Raw genomic sequence first — 15,126 nt, forward strand, 5'->3', positions numbered from 1 at the left:
GGTCCGCCCGGCGACGGATTCGACGTCGGCCCGGTCCCGCGGCCGACCGCCTCCTACGGCGCCTGCCGGCGGATCCGGGCGCGGGCACGCCGGCGCAGCTCGCGCAGGATGTCCCGCCCGCCGACGCCCGCCAGGCCGGGTGTCGTGCCGGGTGTCGTGCCGGGTGTCGGGTCGGGGCCGGGTGCCGGCAGGGTCAGCGCGACCCGGAAGTAGGCGTCCATCATCCGGCCCGCGGACGCGACGTCGACGACGTCGGGCACCTCCACCTCGACGGGGTGGGCGGCGGGATCGCTGAACAGGTGCCGCACGTCGCCCAGCACCCGGGCGCCCGAGGACCGCAGCGCCTCGACCCAGTCGGCGACGTACTCGTCGGCGCGCTCGGCGGCCCAGCGCGGCACCCGCACCGTCTGGTGGCGCGGGGCGGCCTCGACGACCGGCCGCAGCTTGATCCGTCGGGTGTCGCCGGCGGTCGCCATCCAGGCGTCGAGGTCGCCGCCGTGGCCGCGGTACGCAGCGGCGAGGTGGCGGAGCATCTCGGCCTCCGGCAGCGGCAGGGAGAGGTTGCGCGAGGGCGACGGCTCGAGCAGCGGGGGAACGCCGAGCAGGCTCTCGAAGGCCCGCAGCAGCCAGGCGTGGTCGGTCGGGTCGAGCACGACGAAGACCAGGTTCTCCTCGCCGAACACGGCGCCCCAGTCCTGGAGCACCCGACGCGGGTTGAGCCGGCGCAGCGCCTGGCCCGGCACGAACCCGGCCCCGACCCCGCCGAGCGGCTCCTCGGCGAAGCGGGCGCGGAGCCAGTCGTCGAGCGGCAGCGGGTCGGCGCGGCGCAGACCCTGCTGCCAGCGCGACGCGAGCTGGGGCGCGAGCGCGCGGATCGTCGTCACGACGTACGCCGGCCCGAGCTCCTCGCGCAGCCCGCGGATCCGCTCCGGCGCGGCCAGCGACAGCGACTCGCTCGACCAGAAGGTGCGCCGGGCGGTGGACGTGCGGAACTCGCGGGCGAGCTCCTGCCACCGCTCGTGCTCAGCCGCCCAGTAGGAGCGGACGTTGCCGGCCGCGGTGATGGCGACCTTCCGCTCGTGGGCACGGCGCGAGACGTTGTGGGCGCCGTGCTCCTCGAGCTGTGCGCGGGCCGCCCACAGGGAGTGCTGGAGCGCGGTGGTGCCGGTCTTCGGCATCCCGATGTGGAGCAGCTTGGCCCCGTCCGGCAGGGCGGCGTCGGTCATGATGCGCCTCCGAGCCGGCGGCGCGCCCGGCGGGCGAGCTCGCGGGCCGCGCTCACGCGGGCGCCGTCCCGGTCGCGCGCGGCGTCCCACTCCTCGGCGACGGCCCGGTGACGCGACCAGACGGCCCGTTCGACGGGCCCGGCGAGGTCGCGGTGCTCGGGTCGGGGGTGGACGCCGGTGAGCTTGCTGATGATGCCGGCGGCCAGCGCGGCCGCCGCCTCGGGGGCGATGGCGCTCACCGCGGCGTTCTCCCCCTCCGCGGGCGCGAGCGCGCGATCGGAGAGCAGGCCGAGGTCGCCGACGACGTGGGCACCGGAGGCGTCGATCCGCGCGGCCATCCCGGCGCCGATCTCGAGCGCGCGGTCGATCGCCCACGCCGGGGTGAGCAGCCGCTCGGCGTCGGGGTCCGGGGGCGCGGCCTGGAGCCCGCGGGCGGCGCCGAACCGGATGAACCGGCCGTGGTCGGCGCTCGACCACGGGGGCCGGGAGGTGCGCTCCACGAGCGTCTGCATCAGCGTCGCCTCGGGATGGGTCAGCGAGCGGTTGGTCTTGTCGACCGGAGGCCGCAGCAGCCCGTCCGGGAGGCCGAGCAGGCCCTCGAAGGCGGCCGGCAGGCCGCGGTGGTCGCGGTCGTCGACGACGATGACGGTGACGCGCTCGGCGCCGACCAGGCCGACCCAGCGCTTCACGAGCCGGTCGTGGCGGTGCCGCTGCCAGAAGGACGGCGTCACGCCGCCCTCCCCCGCCGGGCCGTCGGGCTCGCCGACGGCGGCCGGGTCGAGGATCGCGCGCAACCACGCGTCGTACGGGGGAACGGGGACGTTCTGGCCGTACTGCTGCCACTGTGAGCCGACCAGCCGCACGATCGGTCGCACGGTGATCACGACGTGCGTGCGCGGGCCGAGGGCGTCGAGCACGGTGCGCGCGCCCTCGTCGGTGGCCTCGCAGTAGACCTCGCTGCTGAGCACTCCGATCCGCGGCCGCTCGGCATGGAGCCGGGCGACCAGGTCGAACCAGCGCTGCCGGAAGGCGTCGATGTCCTTGCCCGGATCGACTCGACCGAGCGCGACCGCCATCGACGCGTTCATCTCGTGCGCCAACTCGCCGGGATAGAGGATCCCGTGGTCGGCCAGGGCCGGGCGGGCGGCCCACAATGCGCCCTGCATGGCGGTGGTGCCGGTCTTGTAGGGCCCGATGTGGACGAGCGTGGTGCCGTCGGCGAGGGGTGCGGTGCGCGCCGGGTGGCTCATCGGCCGCCCCCCAGCCGCGCGAGGAGGGCGCGGGCCGGCAGCTCCTCCAGGGGTACGACGACCGGCCGGTCCGGCGCGAGGTCGACCGGACGCTCGAGCACGGCGAGCATCACCTCGAGCGCCGCGTCGGCGGCGACGTCGATCGGGACCAGGCCCCGCTCGGCGGGGACCGGCCAGAGCAGCGCGTCACGGGGGCCGCTGATGGTGACGCCGTCGGCCTCCAGGTCGGCGAGGGCGGAGCGGCAGGCCGCACGCAGCGCGCGCGCCTGCGCCGGGCCGACCTCGGCGTCGGTGTCGAGGGCCCGGCTGATGCAGGCGGTCGCGTCGGCGGCACCGTCGGCGGCGGTCTGCCAGGACGGGGGCAGCAGCACCTCGACCTGCGCGACGAGGGCGTCGGCGTACGCGCGGGCGGCGTCCTGGCCGCCCGGCACGCTCTGCGGCGGGATCGGGTCGGCGCCCGGCTGCCCGGTGTGGGCGGCCGCGGCGGCGACGTCGAAGGCGGGCCAGCGACGACCGGCCGCGAGGGTCAGCAGCTGCTCGAGGGAGGTGACCTCGTCGAGCGAGACCGCGAGGTGCACCGGTGCCGTGGCGGCGGCGTGGATCGCGCGGACCTCGTCGACCCACGCCGCGAGCCCGTCGGGCGTCGGGTCGGACAGCAGCTCGGCCACGGCCCCGACGACGAGCAGCGTCCGGTCGCCGGGCAGCTCGGCGACGTCGACGACGGTCACGTCCGGCCGCTCGTCCTCGTCCCGGGTCACCCGCTCGTCCTCGAGCGAGGCCCACCAGGTCGGCACGGCGAAGGCATTCATCCCGCCGGCGGCGTCGGGCACGTGCAGCAGGCTCATCGGGGTCCCCGCGGGGTCGTCCTGGGGAGTCTCGTGGGGTGGCTCATCGGCGGATCACCCGTCGCCGGGCCCGACGGCCGAGCTCGCCGAGCAGCTGCCGGCCGCCGTAGGTCGTCAGGTCGGTCGCTGCCGCCGTCGGCGCCGCCGCCGCGGCGTGTCGGCGGGAGGCGTGCTCGAGCGCCGCGGTGAAGACGACGTCCATCAGCCGACCGGCGCTCGCCACGTCGACGGCCGTCGGCACGGCGACCTCCTCGGCGTAGTCCGCGGGGTCGACCAGGAGGTCGGCGAGGTCGCCGACCACGGTCACGCCCGAGGCCTCGACGACGGAGTTCCACGCCGCGGCGTACTCGTTGGCGCGCTCGGCCACCCAGCGCGGCGCACGGATCGGCTGGGGCGTGAGGGTGTTGGTGTAGTCGCGCAGCGGGACCCGGGCCAGCACGCCGATCGCCTCCATCCACGTGGCGTGGTCGCCGCCGTGGTCGGTGTAGGCGCGGTTGAACTGCCGCAGCATCTCGGCCTCCGGATAGGGCAGCGAGGCGTTGCCCTCCGGCACCGCCTCGAGCACCTCGGGCACGCCCATCAACCGCTCGAAGACCCGGAGGGTCCGCGCCCGGTCCAGCGCGTCGGGGACGACGAGGACGATCCGGTCCTCACCGAAGACCGGTCCCCACTCCTCGACGATCCGGCGCAGGCTGAACCGGTGCAGCATCGGGGCGAAGCGCACGTAGTCGACGCTCACCTCGCCGCCGACCGAGACCGCCTCGAACTGGCTGGTCGCCCACTCCTCGAGGGACTGCACGCCGCGCCGGCGCAGCCACTGCTGCCACTGCGACACCATGAGGGGCGCGAGGGGGCGCAGCGTGACGACGACATGGGTGTCGGCGCCCAGCTGCTCGGCGAGATAGGCGACCCGCTCCCCCTTCGCGTGGCTCAGCGACTCGCTCGACCAGAAGGTGCAGCGCGCGGTCGAGGAGCGGAAGTCCCGCGCCAGCTCCTGCCAGCGCTCCTCCCAGCTGCCCTGCCAGAACTCGGCGAGACCGTCGGCCGCGACCTGGCCGACCCGCATCTCGTGCCGGCCCCTGCCGACGTTGTGCGCGCCGAGCTCCTCCAGCCGGGGCCGGGCGCGGTCGAGAGCGCCCTGCAGCGCCGTCGTCCCGGTCTTGGGCAGGCCGATGTGGATGAACCGCGAGCCGTCCGGCAGGGCGTCGGGCAGTGCCACAGAGCGCATCGCGCGGACAACTCCTTCGATCGGTCGGGAAACCCTGATCCTAGGCCGGGTCCTGGAAGAAGGCGGCCGCGACCCGCTCCGCGGCGTGGCCGTCCATGAACCTGTTGAACCGCTGGTGGAAGGTCTCCGTCGCCTCGGCGTACCGGTGCCGGAGACCGTCGAGGTCGCGGAGCAGGTCGACCACCTCGTCGGCGGTGTCGACGTGCGGCCCGGGAGCGGTGGGGACGTAGTCGTAGAGGAAGCCGCGCACACCGCCGACGTACGTGTCGAGGTCGGGGACCAGGAAGATCATCGGCCGCCGGGTCAGCGCGAAGTCGAAGCGCAGCGAGGAGTAGTCGAGGACCGCGGCGTCGGCGGCGAGGATCAGGTCGTTGATCTCGGGATACTCGGTGACGTCGAGGAACCGGGTCGCCCGGTCGCCCGCGTCGCCCGCCGGGTTGTGGAACCGGTGGCCGCGCAGCAGGAGGACGTAGTCGGGTCCCAGCGCGCGGGCGGCCGAGGCGACGTCGAGATGGTGGACGGCGTCCGCGGCCCGCCAGTTCGTGGCCTGGTCGTCGCGCCAGGTCGGCGCGTAGAGGACGGCCTTCTGGTGCGGCGCGATGCCGAGCCGCCGACGGACGTCCTCCCGCACGGCGCTCGCGCGCTCACCCACGAGGACGTCGTCGCGCGGATAGCCCAGGCTGTGGATCGGCCCGTCGTAGGCGTACTCGCGACGGTAGTACTGGTCCATGTCGGGGTGGGGCGTGAGGATCAGGTCCCACTGCCGCGACGTGCGCGCCAGCTCCAGCTCGATCCGGCGCGGCGGGTAGTGCTTGGCGTCCCACATCCGGATGCCCATCGACTTCGACGGGTAGCCGTGGAAGGTCTGCAGCAGCCGCTGGCCGGGACGCTTGCGGAACCAACGCTCCGGGTCGATGTTCATGCACAGGCTGCCGGCGGCGGCCAGGACGCGGTACCACTCGCGGGTCGTCATCACGACCGGGACGCCGCCCTCGGGCACCCACGAGGCGGCCGAGGCCACCCCCCAGTAGAGCGTCAGGTCGGGGCGGGTGCGCCGCAGGTGCTCGTGCAGGGCGAGCTGGCTGTCGGTGGCGGAGGCACCGACATAGGACTGGAAGTACACCGATCCCGGCTCGAGCGGGATGTCGCCGGCGGCGTACCACTCCTGGAGCCGGGTCTGGCCGTAGGGGACGCGCTCCTCGACCGGCACCGGCGGGAGCAGCTCGACGCCGGCGACGCGTCCTTCCTGCACGACGCGCGCGGAGTAGCTGCGGTGGCCGGTGCCGACCATGAAGTGGTGGAGCCGGTCGATGGCGCGTTCACCGAGGAGGGCGCGGGTGGTCGTGGACCCGTCGGCGACGGCGAGCCAGAGCCAGCCCGGGGCGAGCGGACGGGCACCGAGCCCCCACCGGTCGGTGGTGAGCTCGACGCTCGCGCGCACCTCGCCCGGCGCGCTGCCGGGCAGCAGGTCGGTGGCGAGGACCTCGGTGCCACCGACCTGCGTGAGCAGGACGAGGCGGGCCGCGTCGGGGGCCGGGGCGCCGAGCCAATGGCCGGACACCTCGAGCCGCAGGCCCTCGACCACCAGGTCGTCGACCACCAGGGTGCCGGCGGTCTCGTAGAGCTCGGTGTCGCCCGACGCCGTGCGGGAGCCGACGACCTCGCCGGCGCCGACGCCGAGCCACTGGGGCGCGGCCGCGGGCCAGCCGAGCGGCAGCTCGCGCCCGTCGGCGGTGAGGGCGTGCACCTGCCAGCGACGCTGCCCGGTCCAGGCCGCGGGGAGCTGCAGCCGGAACGCGAGGCCTCCGTCGGGCGCGGGCGTGGTCGTGGCCCGCACCTGCTGGGTGCCCTGGACGACCCGCAGGCCGGTGATCGGCGTCCGGCCCGCGCTGTCCGGGGGCTGGTCGAGGACCCCGGAGACGCTGCGACCCTCGACCTCGAGCGAGCGCAGCCGGGGATCACGGTCCGGGCGGACGCGCAGGCCGACGACGTCCGAGCGCGGGTTGAAGGCCACGACCGAGCCCGCGACCGGGCGGGGCGCGAGGTGGTCGCGGCCGATGAACCCGGCGGACGCCTGCTCGTCGATGAGCGGCACCGCACCGGAGCGGCGGACGCCGTCGACGTCGATGTCGACCTCGAGGACCCAGGTGGCGGTGCCGTCCGGTCGCCGCGGGCCGTCGGGGCCGGCGGGGCCGGCGGCGCTCGCGGCGACGACGTCGGCGACCGGGACGACGGCGTCGAACGCGCCCCAGGAGAAGTCCTGGTGACGGCGCAGCGCCTGGTTGGCGCGGGCGTCGCGGAACTGCCGGATCCCCAGCGCGATCCGGCGGCCGGTGGCGCGGTCGACCAGCGCGCACGCGATCTCGGGGGTACCGGTCATGTGGACGAAGTCGATGGCCGCGAAGACGGTGAGCTCCAGCGTGGTGGCGTCGACCCAGCGGGCCTCACGCAGCATCGCCCGGAACCGGGTCTCGTCGGCCGTCATCTCGAAGAGCTCGGGCGGGATCGCGAGCTCGGTGTCGTCGTGGTGCGGCAGCAGGGCGAAGACCTTGCCGTCGCGGACCTCGGTGGGCCGGTTGCCCCGGGTGAACAGCCGGGCGCCGAGGAAGTCCTCGAGAGCGCGACGGTGGTCGTGCCGCAGCAGCCAGAGCTTGACGCGTGCCTCGGCGGCCAGACGCGCCCAGACCTGCTCGTCGGCGGCGTCGAGCAGCATCGCGACGTGGTCGCGCAGGGTCTGCCACTGGTGCTCGTCGGCGCGCTCGACGTCGGCGATCAGCGGCTGCACCGCGGTGTCGAGCACGCCCCACAGGAACCACTCGCGGACCTCGGGGAGCCCGAGCGCCTCGACCCGGTGCCAGGTGTGGTCGTTGCGCTCGATCCACCCGGCCAGCCCGCTCAGCACGTCGGGCACCGTGCCGACCTGCACGCCGTCGCGGCGGTCGGTCGGGATGTAGGTGAAGTCGGCCAGCAGGTCGAAGGACGAGGCCCGCTCGAGCAGCCCGAGGGCGACGTCGGCACCGTCGGGGAACTCGTCGGTGAAGCGCAGGCCGGTCTGCCGCCAGGCCGTCCGCGTGAACAGCTTGTTGCCCAGGCCGAGATCGGTGACCGCGACCGGCGTGGCGGCGAGCGTGGTGGCGCGGACCGGCGTGTGGTGGGCGGCGTCGTACGCCGAGTCGGGGATCCAGCCGGCGATGTCGGGCTCGCGCATCGCGCCGACCACGACGGGCGATCCCGAGCGCTGGTGGGCCTCGACGAGCCGTTCGATGCCGGTGTGGACGAAGTCGTCGCCGGCGTTCGTCACGACCACGACCAGGTCGCCGGAGGCGGCGGCGACACCGGCGTTGCGGGCCGCGGCCAGGGACCTCTCGACCCGGACCCGGGTCTTGATGCGCCAGTCGTGCGCGGCGTGCTCCCGGACGGTGGCGGTGACCCGGTCGTGGCGCCCGAACCGGACGACGAGCACCTCGAGGTTGCGGTGGGTCTGGACCTTCAGCGAGTCCAGGCACGTGCCGATCCGCGTCGTGTCGTCGTCGCTGACGGGCAGCACCACGGTGACCAGCGGCCCGGAGAACTCACCGCGGAAGCGCCGCGTGGCCCGCCCGAGGGGGCCCCGCAGCCTCCCCGGCCCTGCCTTGGCGATCCGAATCAGGCCCTGCTGGGCGCGGGCGCGGTCGAGGGCCACGGGCAGCAGCGTCCTTCCGGGTCGGCGAGCGGATGACCACTCAGGGTCGCCCGATGCTACCCAGCGCCCTGGGCGACGGGAGGGTCAGGCGGGGTCAGGCCGGACGGCGGGCCTGGCTGCGCGCCTGCGCCTCGAGCGCGTGGATCTGGGCGGTGAGGACGTCGAGCTCGGCCTCGAGCTCCGCGACCCGGACCACGGCCTGTCCGGCCCGCTCCTCCGCGTCGGCCAGTCGCTGGGCGAGGCGGTCCGCCGTGCGCTGGGCCTCCTCGGCGCGCTCGCCGGCCTCGGCCAGCTCGCGCCGGGCGTCGGCCAGCTCGGCGGCGGCGTCGCCGAGGCGCTTCTCCAGACGGGTGATGGTGGCGTCGCGCTTGGCGACCTTGCCGGTCATGTCGGCGGCGAACTCGACGTTCTCCGCGGTGCGGACCTCGGTCAGGTCGGCGTAGGCGCGCGCCTGCGCGGCGCGGTCGCGGGCGGCCTCCTGACGGGAGTCCAGGAGCTCGGCGTGGGTGATCTTCACCGCGGCCGCGCCCAGCAGGACGGCGCCGACCGCGGCGATGGTGACCAGGACCCAGGACCCGGTCACGGCCGTGCCGGCGACGGCGAGCGCCGCGAGCACGAGGAGCAGGACGGCGACCAGGACGCGGGTCGACCGCTGACGACGGCGGCTGCCGGACATGACAGGGGAAGTCATGCTCTGCACGGTAGGCCTCGAAACGGCGCGGACGCGGCAGACACGCTTGTCACACCCGTCCCAACCGTCACAGGTGGTCGCGTCGTACCCCGCCCGGTGCTCACTGAGCGTCGTGGACCCGGCACGCCCGCTCCAGGAACAGACCGGCCACGACCGCGGCCAGCGCGCACCCGGCCGCGACGAGTGCCCGGACCAGGCGCTCGTCGGCGAGCTCGGCGGGGTCGCCGACCCACGAGAGCGCGTAGCCGACGTACCCGCCGGTGACCAGCGCGGCGACGAGGGCGCTGGCGCGGGCCAGCACCAGCCGGTTGACGGCCTGGTGCGACTCGAGCCGCTCCCGGCGCACGTGCACCGCGCGATGGGTCACCCAGGCGACGTAGCCCAGGATCGCGGCGAGCAGCAGCAGCGCGAGCGGTTGGGCCGCCGACACCAGCGGAGGAACGACACCCAACCGCTCGCACAGCGGGTGAAGACCCCAGCCTCCGACCAGTCCGACCGCCGTCCAGGCCAGCAGGGTGGGCAGTCCCGTCGGCCGCAGGCCGTCGGGCGACGGGCCCGAGGGCTGCTCGGGCTCCTCGGACCGCGGGATCGGGTCGCGGCTCACGCGCGGATCACTCGGAGGTCATTCGCGAGTCACTCGGGAGTCACTCGGGAGTCACTCGGTCGCGAGCACCAGGTCGTCACGACGGGTGAGGCCGTCGACGCCGATCGCGGCGAGCAGGTCGGCGACGGGGCCGCGGTCGAGGAGGACGGCGTCCTGCTCGAGGTCGAGCCACGGCTGCAGCACGAACGCCCGCTCGTGGGCGCGGGGGTGCGGCAGGCGCAGCTCCTCGGTGTCGCTGCGGCGGTCGCCCACGACGATCAGGTCCACGTCGAGGGTGCGGGGCGCGTTCTTGACCTCGCCGCGCTCGCGGTCGAAGGCGTCCTCGATGGCCAGCGCCCGGTCGAGGAGCCGGTGCGCCGACAGGGTGGTGTCGGCGAGGACCACGGCGTTGAGGAAGTTCTGGGCGTCGGGCGGGCAGTCGACCGGGACGCTCTCGTAGACCGGCGAGACGCCGGTCACCCAGACCTCGGGGGTGTCCGCGAGCGCGCCGAGCGCGCCCTGCAGGGTCGCGAACCGCTCGCCCAGGTTGGAGCCGAGGGCGATCACCATCCGACGGATCGGTCGCATCTCGCCGGTCAGCGTGTCCGCGTCGACGATATTCGGATTGGGGGTCTCGGTCATGCTCGGCCCTCTGCCTTCCCAGTTCGGTCTCCCACCCCCGCCGCCTCACGGCGCCGGGTGATGGTGAGCTGTACGTCGGCGAACGTCGCCTGGATCGGCGCATCCGGCTTGTGGACGGTCACCCGCACCCATTCAACACGAGGGTCCAACAGGCAGGTGTCCGCGATCCGCTGCGCGAGGGTCTCGATCAGGTCGACCGGGTCCCTGGTCACGACGGCCACGACCTGGTCCACGAGGCTTCCGTAGTCCACGGTGTCGCGCAAATCGTCCGAGGCGGCCGCGGAGGCGGTGTCGACGCCCAGACACAGGTCGATCTTGAAGACCTGGCCGTCGCGGCGCTCGTGGTCGAAGACGCCGTGATGGGCGAAGCACTCGATGCCGAGGATGCTCAGCTCGTCCGTCATTCCCAGTCCCTCTCCGAGGCCACGGCCCGATCCGTGACCGGGTCCCACTGTGCCGCAACCGCGAGTGCGTCGCGGTGGGCACGCACATCGTGGACCCGCAGGCACCACACCGGTGCCCCGCCGAGTCCGGCCGCGAGCAGTCCGCTCAGCGCGACGCCGGCCGCCTCGCGCTCCCCCACCGGCCGCGGTCTGCCGTCGGGGTCCTCGAGCAGCCGCCCGAGGAAGGTCTTGCGGCTCCCGCCGACCAGGAGCGGGAACCCGAGGTCCGCCAACACGTCGAGGCGGCGCAGCAGCTCCCAGTTGTGGTGCGCCAGCTTGGCGAACCCCAGACCGGGGTCGAGCACGATCCGGTCGTCGCGGACGCCCGCCGCGCGGATCGCCGCGACCCGCTCGGCCAGTTCGGCGCGCACCGCGGCGACGACACCGCCCTGCTCGTCGTACGCCGTGAACTCCTGCATCCGGTCGCTGTGCGCCCGCCAGTGCATCGCGACGTAGGTGACACCGGTGCGGGCGACCACGTCGAGGATCCCGGGGTCGGCCAGGCCGCCGGAGACGTCGTTCACGATGCGGGCGCCGGCCTCGACCGCCCGCGCGGCGACCTCGGCACGCATGGTGTCGACGGAGACGGTCGCGCCGTCGGCGGCGAGCGCCTCGATGACGGGTACGACGCGGTCGAGCTCCTCGGCGAGCAGCGGCCGGGTCGCGCCCGGGCGGGTGGACTCGCCCCCGACGTCGAGGATGTCGGCACCCTGCGCGAGCAGGGCGCGGGCGTGCGCGATCGCGCGCTCGGGGTCGTCGTACCGGCCGCCGTCGGAGAACGAGTCGGGTGTGACGTTGACGACCCCCATCACCAGCGGGGTCGACGGAGCGGTCATGCCCGCAACCCTAGTAGTCCTCCTCGGACCCGGATCACCCGTCGCCCCCTGCCTGCGCGAGCGGACTCCCTAGACTCGGCGCCATGGTCGAGGCTCCCGCAGTGTCCGTCGTGATCCCGACCTTCCGCTCCGGGCCGGGCCTGGATCGGGCGATCGCGTCGCTGGACGCGCAGACCCTGCCGCAGTCGGAGCTCGAGGTGCTGCTGCTCGACGACGGCTCGCCCGACGACACCGCCGAGCGGATCGAGCGGATCGCCGCCGGCCGCGCGAACTACCGCGCGTTCGCGCTCGAGGCGTCGGGCTGGCCGAGCCGCCCGCGCAACATCGGCGTGCGCGAGGCGCGCGGCCGGTACGTGCTGTTCCTCGACCACGACGACGAGCTCTACCCCGACGCGCTCCGGGCCGCGGTCGCCCTCGGCGACGCGGCGGGCGACGGGGCCGGGGCCGACGTCGTGAACGGCAAGGAGGTGCGGACCCAGGTCGCCCGGTGGGGCCTGACGCACTACACCCGCGACACGGGCGACGCGCGCGACGAGCCGCTGCGGGGGCTGCTGCCGATGACACCGCACAAGCTGTACCGGCGCTCGTTCCTCCTCGAGCACGACATCCGGTTCCCCGAGGCGCCGCGGCACCTGTGGGAGGACATCTTCTTCCAGGTCGACCTGATCGAGCACCGGCCCGTCGTGGCCCTGCTGAGCTCGACGCCGTTCTACCACTGGCGCCACACCGGGGAGAACAGCTCCACGACGTCGGAGGGCGAGCGCGACTACCGGGGCACACCCGACTACTGGCCCTATCTCGAGAAGCTGCTCCGGCGGATCAGCGAGGTCGCGGACCCCGAGCTGCGGGCCACCCTGCTCGCGCACACGGCCCACGTCCGGCTCGTCCCCGAGATCGGACACCGGCCGACCGGCCGGGCGGAGGCCGAGATCGCCCGGGACCGCACGGAGATCGCCCGGCTGGTCGACACGTTCGTCCCCGGCGAGGTCGACCCGCACCTGCCGGTGCGCAGCCGGACCGCGCTCGCCCTCTTCCGCGGTGGCGACGTCGAGGCCGCGGCCGACTTCCTGCGCGACGGGATCGGGCGCCGCCCGGAGTTCACCGTCGTCACCGTCGAGGAGACCGGCGACGGCGCCGTCACGCTCAGCGGCACCGTGACCTGGAGTCGGGTCCCGGGACATCCCTTCGCCCGTCGTACGCCGGACGGGGAGATCGTCCGCGACCTGCCCGAGCCGCTGGCCGGCCTGCTCGCCGAGCACGGACTGACCCCGAGCGCGGACGTCTCGGCCGCCTTCGTCGACGTGGCGATCCGGCACGCGCCGACCCGGGTCAACTGGCTGCTGCCGTCGACCTCCCACGTGGAGCTGGTCGAGCAGGGGGACGGGACGCTGGAGCCGGCGGGCCGGTTCACCGCCACCTTCGACCCGCGCACGGCGGCGATGGGTGGCCCGCTGCCGCCCGGCGCGCACCTCGTGCTCGGCATGTGCGAGCTGGACGGGCGCACCGGCATCAAGCGCGCCTTCAGCGACCTGCCCGCCGGCACCGAGGTCGGACCGGTCCGCCTCGACTACTCCGCCCAGGACGGGCTGCTGCTGCGTGTCCCCGCCGCCGAGGCGCCGGCACCACCCCCGCGCAAAGGCCTGCTCGGCCGCCTGCGACGGGGTTAGTGAAGCCGGGGCCGGTCAGCGCGAGGCGGCGAGCACGCTCTGCGACGCGCTCGCGCCCCTGTCACAGCAGGTGATCGGGACCGGCGTCGGCGGCCTCGTGGAGCAGGTCGAGGAGGTAGCGGCCGTACCCGCTCTTCAGCAGCGGCTGGGCCAGCTCCTCGAGCCGGGCGTCGTCGATGATCCCGAGCCGCCAGGCGATCTCCTCGGGGGCGCCGACCTTGGTGCCCTGCCGGGCCTCGAGCGCGCGCACGAAGTTGCTCGCGTCGTTGAGGTCGTCGAACGTGCCGGTGTCGAGCCACGCCGAGCCGCGGGGCAGCACCTCCACCTGCAGCCGGCCCTCGTCGAGGTACATCCGGTTGAGGTCGGTGATCTCCAGCTCGCCGCGCGGTGACGGCGTGAGCGTCTTGGCCTTCTCGACCACGTCGGAGCCGTAGAAGTACAGGCCGGGCACGGCGTAGTGGCTGCGCGGCTTCTCGGGCTTCTCCTCCAGGGAGAGCGCCTTGCCCTCGGCGTCGAACTCCACCACGCCGTACGCCGTCGGGTCGGCCACGCGGTAGCCGAAGACGGCGGCGCCGTCGAGGCCCTCGAACCGGCGCAGCCGGGTGCCGAGTCCGGCGCCGTAGAAGATGTTGTCGCCGAGCACGAGCCCCGCGCCGCCGCCGGCGAGGTGCTCCTCGCCGATCAGGAACGCCTGCGCGAGACCGTCGGGCGAGGGCTGCACGGCGTAGGTGATCTCGATCCCGAACTGGCTGCCGTCGCCGAGGAGGCGGCGGAACTGGTCGGCCTCGTGCGGCGTCGTGATGACCAGCACCTCACGGATGCCCGAGAGCATCAGCGTCGACAGCGGGTAGTAGATCATCGGCTTGTCGTAGATCGGCATCAGCTGCTTGCTGATGGCGTGGGTGATCGGGTGGAGCCGACTCCCCGTGCCGCCCGCCAGGATGATCCCGCGCATCATGTCTCCCACTCCTCGGCGCGCTCGGCAGCGCCGTCTCGATGTCTCGACGGGGCATTCTCCAACATAGGCTGTCCGACGTGCGCATTCTCGTGACCGGCGGAGCCGGGTTCATCGGCTCCAACTTCGTCCACCACCTCGTCCGTCACACCGACGCCACGGTGACGGTTCTCGACAAGCTCACCTACGCCGCCAGCCGCGAGTCGCTGGCCGGGCTGCCCGAGGACCGGGTCCAGCTCGTCGTCGGCGACATCGTCGACGCGGGCCTCGTCGAGCCGCTGGTCAACCAGCACGACGCGGTCGTCCACTACGCGGCCGAGTCGCACAACGACAACTCGCTCAACGACCCCTCGCCGTTCATCCAGACCAACCTGATCGGCACGTTCACGCTGCTGGAGGCGGTCCGCAAGGCCGGCGTGCGCTTCCACCACGTGTCCACCGACGAGGTGTACGGCGACCTCGAGCTCGACGACCCGAAGCGGTTCACCGAGGACACGCCCTACACCCCCTCGTCGCCGTACTCCGCCTCCAAGGCGGGCTCCGACCACCTCGTGCGCGCGTGGGTGCGGAGCTTCGGCGTACAGGCGACGATCTCGAACTGCTCCAACAACTACGGCCCGTGGCAGCACATCGAGAAGTTCATCCCGCGCCAGATCACCGAGGTCGTCGACGGCCGCCGGCCGAAGCTCTACGGCTCCGGCGAGAACGTCCGCGACTGGATCCACACCGAGGACCACTCCTCGGCGGTCCTGCGGATCCTCGAGCAGGGCCGGATCGGCGAGACCTACCTCATCGGCGCCGACGGAGAGAAGTCGAACCTCGAGGTGGTCCGGATGATCCTGACCCTGATGGGCCGCGACGCCGACGACTTCGAGCACGTCACCGACCGCGCCGGCCACGACCTGCGCTACGCCATCGACTCCGGCAAGCTGCGCACCGAGCTGGGCTGGACCCCGCAGTACGCCGACTTCGAGGCGGGCCTCGCGCAGACCGTCGAGTGGTACCAGCAGAACGAGGCCTGGTGGCGGCCCAAGAAGGACGCCACCGAGGCGGCGTACGCCGCGAAGGGTCAGTAGGC

At 74.1% G+C, this 15,126-nt stretch carries 13 protein-coding genes; 2 read left to right on the top strand and 11 right to left on the bottom strand.

All coding sequences use genetic code 11. The annotated features are described in order from the left end of the window. Nucleotides 1–53: 53 nt before the first annotated feature. The 10 genes from ACPZVR_RS07935 to folP form a co-directional block, all read right to left on the bottom strand. A complete protein-coding gene (locus tag ACPZVR_RS07935; protein ID WP_436699034.1) occupies nucleotides 54–1,226 on the bottom strand; it encodes a hypothetical protein in 1,173 nt (390 codons plus the stop codon). After that, nucleotides 1,223–2,476, bottom strand: coding sequence for a hypothetical protein (locus tag ACPZVR_RS07940; protein ID WP_436699035.1), 1,254 nt, complete (start codon nucleotides 2,474–2,476; stop codon nucleotides 1,223–1,225). The genes ACPZVR_RS07935 and ACPZVR_RS07940 overlap by 4 nt, the downstream gene beginning before the upstream one ends. Beyond that, nucleotides 2,473–3,321: a hypothetical protein gene (locus tag ACPZVR_RS07945; RefSeq protein ID WP_436699036.1), complete on the bottom strand. Its 849-nt coding sequence runs from the start codon at nucleotides 3,319–3,321 to the stop codon at nucleotides 2,473–2,475. The genes ACPZVR_RS07940 and ACPZVR_RS07945 overlap by 4 nt, the downstream gene beginning before the upstream one ends. A 43-nt stretch (nucleotides 3,322–3,364) precedes the next feature. Next, nucleotides 3,365–4,549: a hypothetical protein gene (locus ACPZVR_RS07950; protein WP_436699037.1), complete on the bottom strand. Its 1,185-nt coding sequence runs from the start codon at nucleotides 4,547–4,549 to the stop codon at nucleotides 3,365–3,367. 40 nt (nucleotides 4,550–4,589) lie between these two features. Continuing rightward, nucleotides 4,590–8,231, bottom strand: a complete 3,642-nt coding sequence (locus tag ACPZVR_RS07955; protein WP_436699038.1) for a bifunctional glycosyltransferase/CDP-glycerol:glycerophosphate glycerophosphotransferase — start codon at nucleotides 8,229–8,231, stop codon at nucleotides 4,590–4,592. 94 nt (nucleotides 8,232–8,325) lie between these two features. Beyond that, entirely contained in the window at nucleotides 8,326–8,922 is a 597-nt protein-coding gene (locus ACPZVR_RS07960; protein WP_436699039.1) for a hypothetical protein, read from the bottom strand. Between the two features lie 100 nt (nucleotides 8,923–9,022). Beyond that, a complete protein-coding gene (locus tag ACPZVR_RS07965) occupies nucleotides 9,023–9,526 on the bottom strand; it encodes a DUF3180 domain-containing protein (protein ID WP_436699040.1) in 504 nt (167 codons plus the stop codon). Between the two features lie 51 nt (nucleotides 9,527–9,577). Then, nucleotides 9,578–10,147 carry a 2-amino-4-hydroxy-6-hydroxymethyldihydropteridine diphosphokinase gene (folK, locus tag ACPZVR_RS07970; RefSeq protein WP_436699041.1) on the bottom strand — a complete coding sequence of 190 codons (570 nt, stop codon included), beginning with the start codon at nucleotides 10,145–10,147 and terminating at the stop codon, nucleotides 9,578–9,580. Beyond that, nucleotides 10,144–10,551 carry a dihydroneopterin aldolase gene (gene folB / locus ACPZVR_RS07975; RefSeq protein WP_436699042.1) on the bottom strand — a complete coding sequence of 136 codons (408 nt, stop codon included), beginning with the start codon at nucleotides 10,549–10,551 and terminating at the stop codon, nucleotides 10,144–10,146. Before folB ends, folK begins: the two co-directional genes overlap by 4 nt. Beyond that, nucleotides 10,548–11,426 (bottom strand): dihydropteroate synthase, encoded by an 879-nt coding sequence (gene folP / locus ACPZVR_RS07980; RefSeq protein ID WP_436699043.1) that lies wholly within the window; start codon nucleotides 11,424–11,426, stop codon nucleotides 10,548–10,550. Before folP ends, folB begins: the two co-directional genes overlap by 4 nt. Before the next feature lie 83 nt (nucleotides 11,427–11,509). Between folP and ACPZVR_RS07985 the strand changes: the two genes are divergently transcribed. Continuing rightward, nucleotides 11,510–13,093 carry a glycosyltransferase family 2 protein gene (locus tag ACPZVR_RS07985; RefSeq protein WP_436699044.1) on the top strand — a complete coding sequence of 528 codons (1,584 nt, stop codon included), beginning with the start codon at nucleotides 11,510–11,512 and terminating at the stop codon, nucleotides 13,091–13,093. A 61-nt stretch (nucleotides 13,094–13,154) separates the two neighbouring features. Here the strand turns inward: ACPZVR_RS07985 and rfbA are convergent, their stop codons facing one another. Further along, the gene (rfbA, locus tag ACPZVR_RS07990) at nucleotides 13,155–14,048 is read right to left on the bottom strand and encodes a glucose-1-phosphate thymidylyltransferase RfbA (RefSeq protein ID WP_436699128.1); all 894 of its coding nucleotides are present in this window, start codon (nucleotides 14,046–14,048) and stop codon (nucleotides 13,155–13,157) included. Nucleotides 14,049–14,134: 86 nt separating this feature from the next. Here rfbA and rfbB point away from each other — a divergent pair, with 86 nt between their 5' ends. Beyond that, nucleotides 14,135–15,124: a dTDP-glucose 4,6-dehydratase gene (rfbB, locus tag ACPZVR_RS07995; RefSeq protein WP_436699129.1), complete on the top strand. Its 990-nt coding sequence runs from the start codon at nucleotides 14,135–14,137 to the stop codon at nucleotides 15,122–15,124. Nucleotides 15,125–15,126: the final 2 nt, after the last annotated feature.

The sequence above is a fragment of the Nocardioides segetis genome (genome assembly GCF_051390595.1).
GTDB lineage: Bacteria > Actinomycetota > Actinomycetes > Propionibacteriales > Nocardioidaceae > Nocardioides.

Excerpts from the sequence above, each read along its gene's own strand:
- ACPZVR_RS07945 (WP_436699036.1), bottom strand. The coding sequence starts at position 3,321 with ATGAGCCTGCTGCACGTGCCCGACGCCGCCGGCGGGATGAATGCCTTC.
- ACPZVR_RS07950 (WP_436699037.1), bottom strand. The coding sequence starts at position 4,549 with ATGCGCTCTGTGGCACTGCCCGACGCCCTGCCGGACGGCTCGCGGTTC.
- ACPZVR_RS07940 (WP_436699035.1), bottom strand. The coding sequence starts at position 2,476 with ATGAGCCACCCGGCGCGCACCGCACCCCTCGCCGACGGCACCACGCTC.
- rfbA (WP_436699128.1), bottom strand. The coding sequence starts at position 14,048 with ATGCGCGGGATCATCCTGGCGGGCGGCACGGGGAGTCGGCTCCACCCG.
- folK (WP_436699041.1), bottom strand. The coding sequence starts at position 10,147 with ATGACCGAGACCCCCAATCCGAATATCGTCGACGCGGACACGCTGACC.
- ACPZVR_RS07935 (WP_436699034.1), bottom strand. The coding sequence starts at position 1,226 with ATGACCGACGCCGCCCTGCCGGACGGGGCCAAGCTGCTCCACATCGGG.
- folB (WP_436699042.1), bottom strand. The coding sequence starts at position 10,551 with ATGACGGACGAGCTGAGCATCCTCGGCATCGAGTGCTTCGCCCATCAC.
- ACPZVR_RS07960 (WP_436699039.1), bottom strand. The coding sequence starts at position 8,922 with ATGACTTCCCCTGTCATGTCCGGCAGCCGCCGTCGTCAGCGGTCGACC.
- ACPZVR_RS07985 (WP_436699044.1), top strand. The coding sequence starts at position 11,510 with ATGGTCGAGGCTCCCGCAGTGTCCGTCGTGATCCCGACCTTCCGCTCC.
- folP (WP_436699043.1), bottom strand. The coding sequence starts at position 11,426 with ATGACCGCTCCGTCGACCCCGCTGGTGATGGGGGTCGTCAACGTCACA.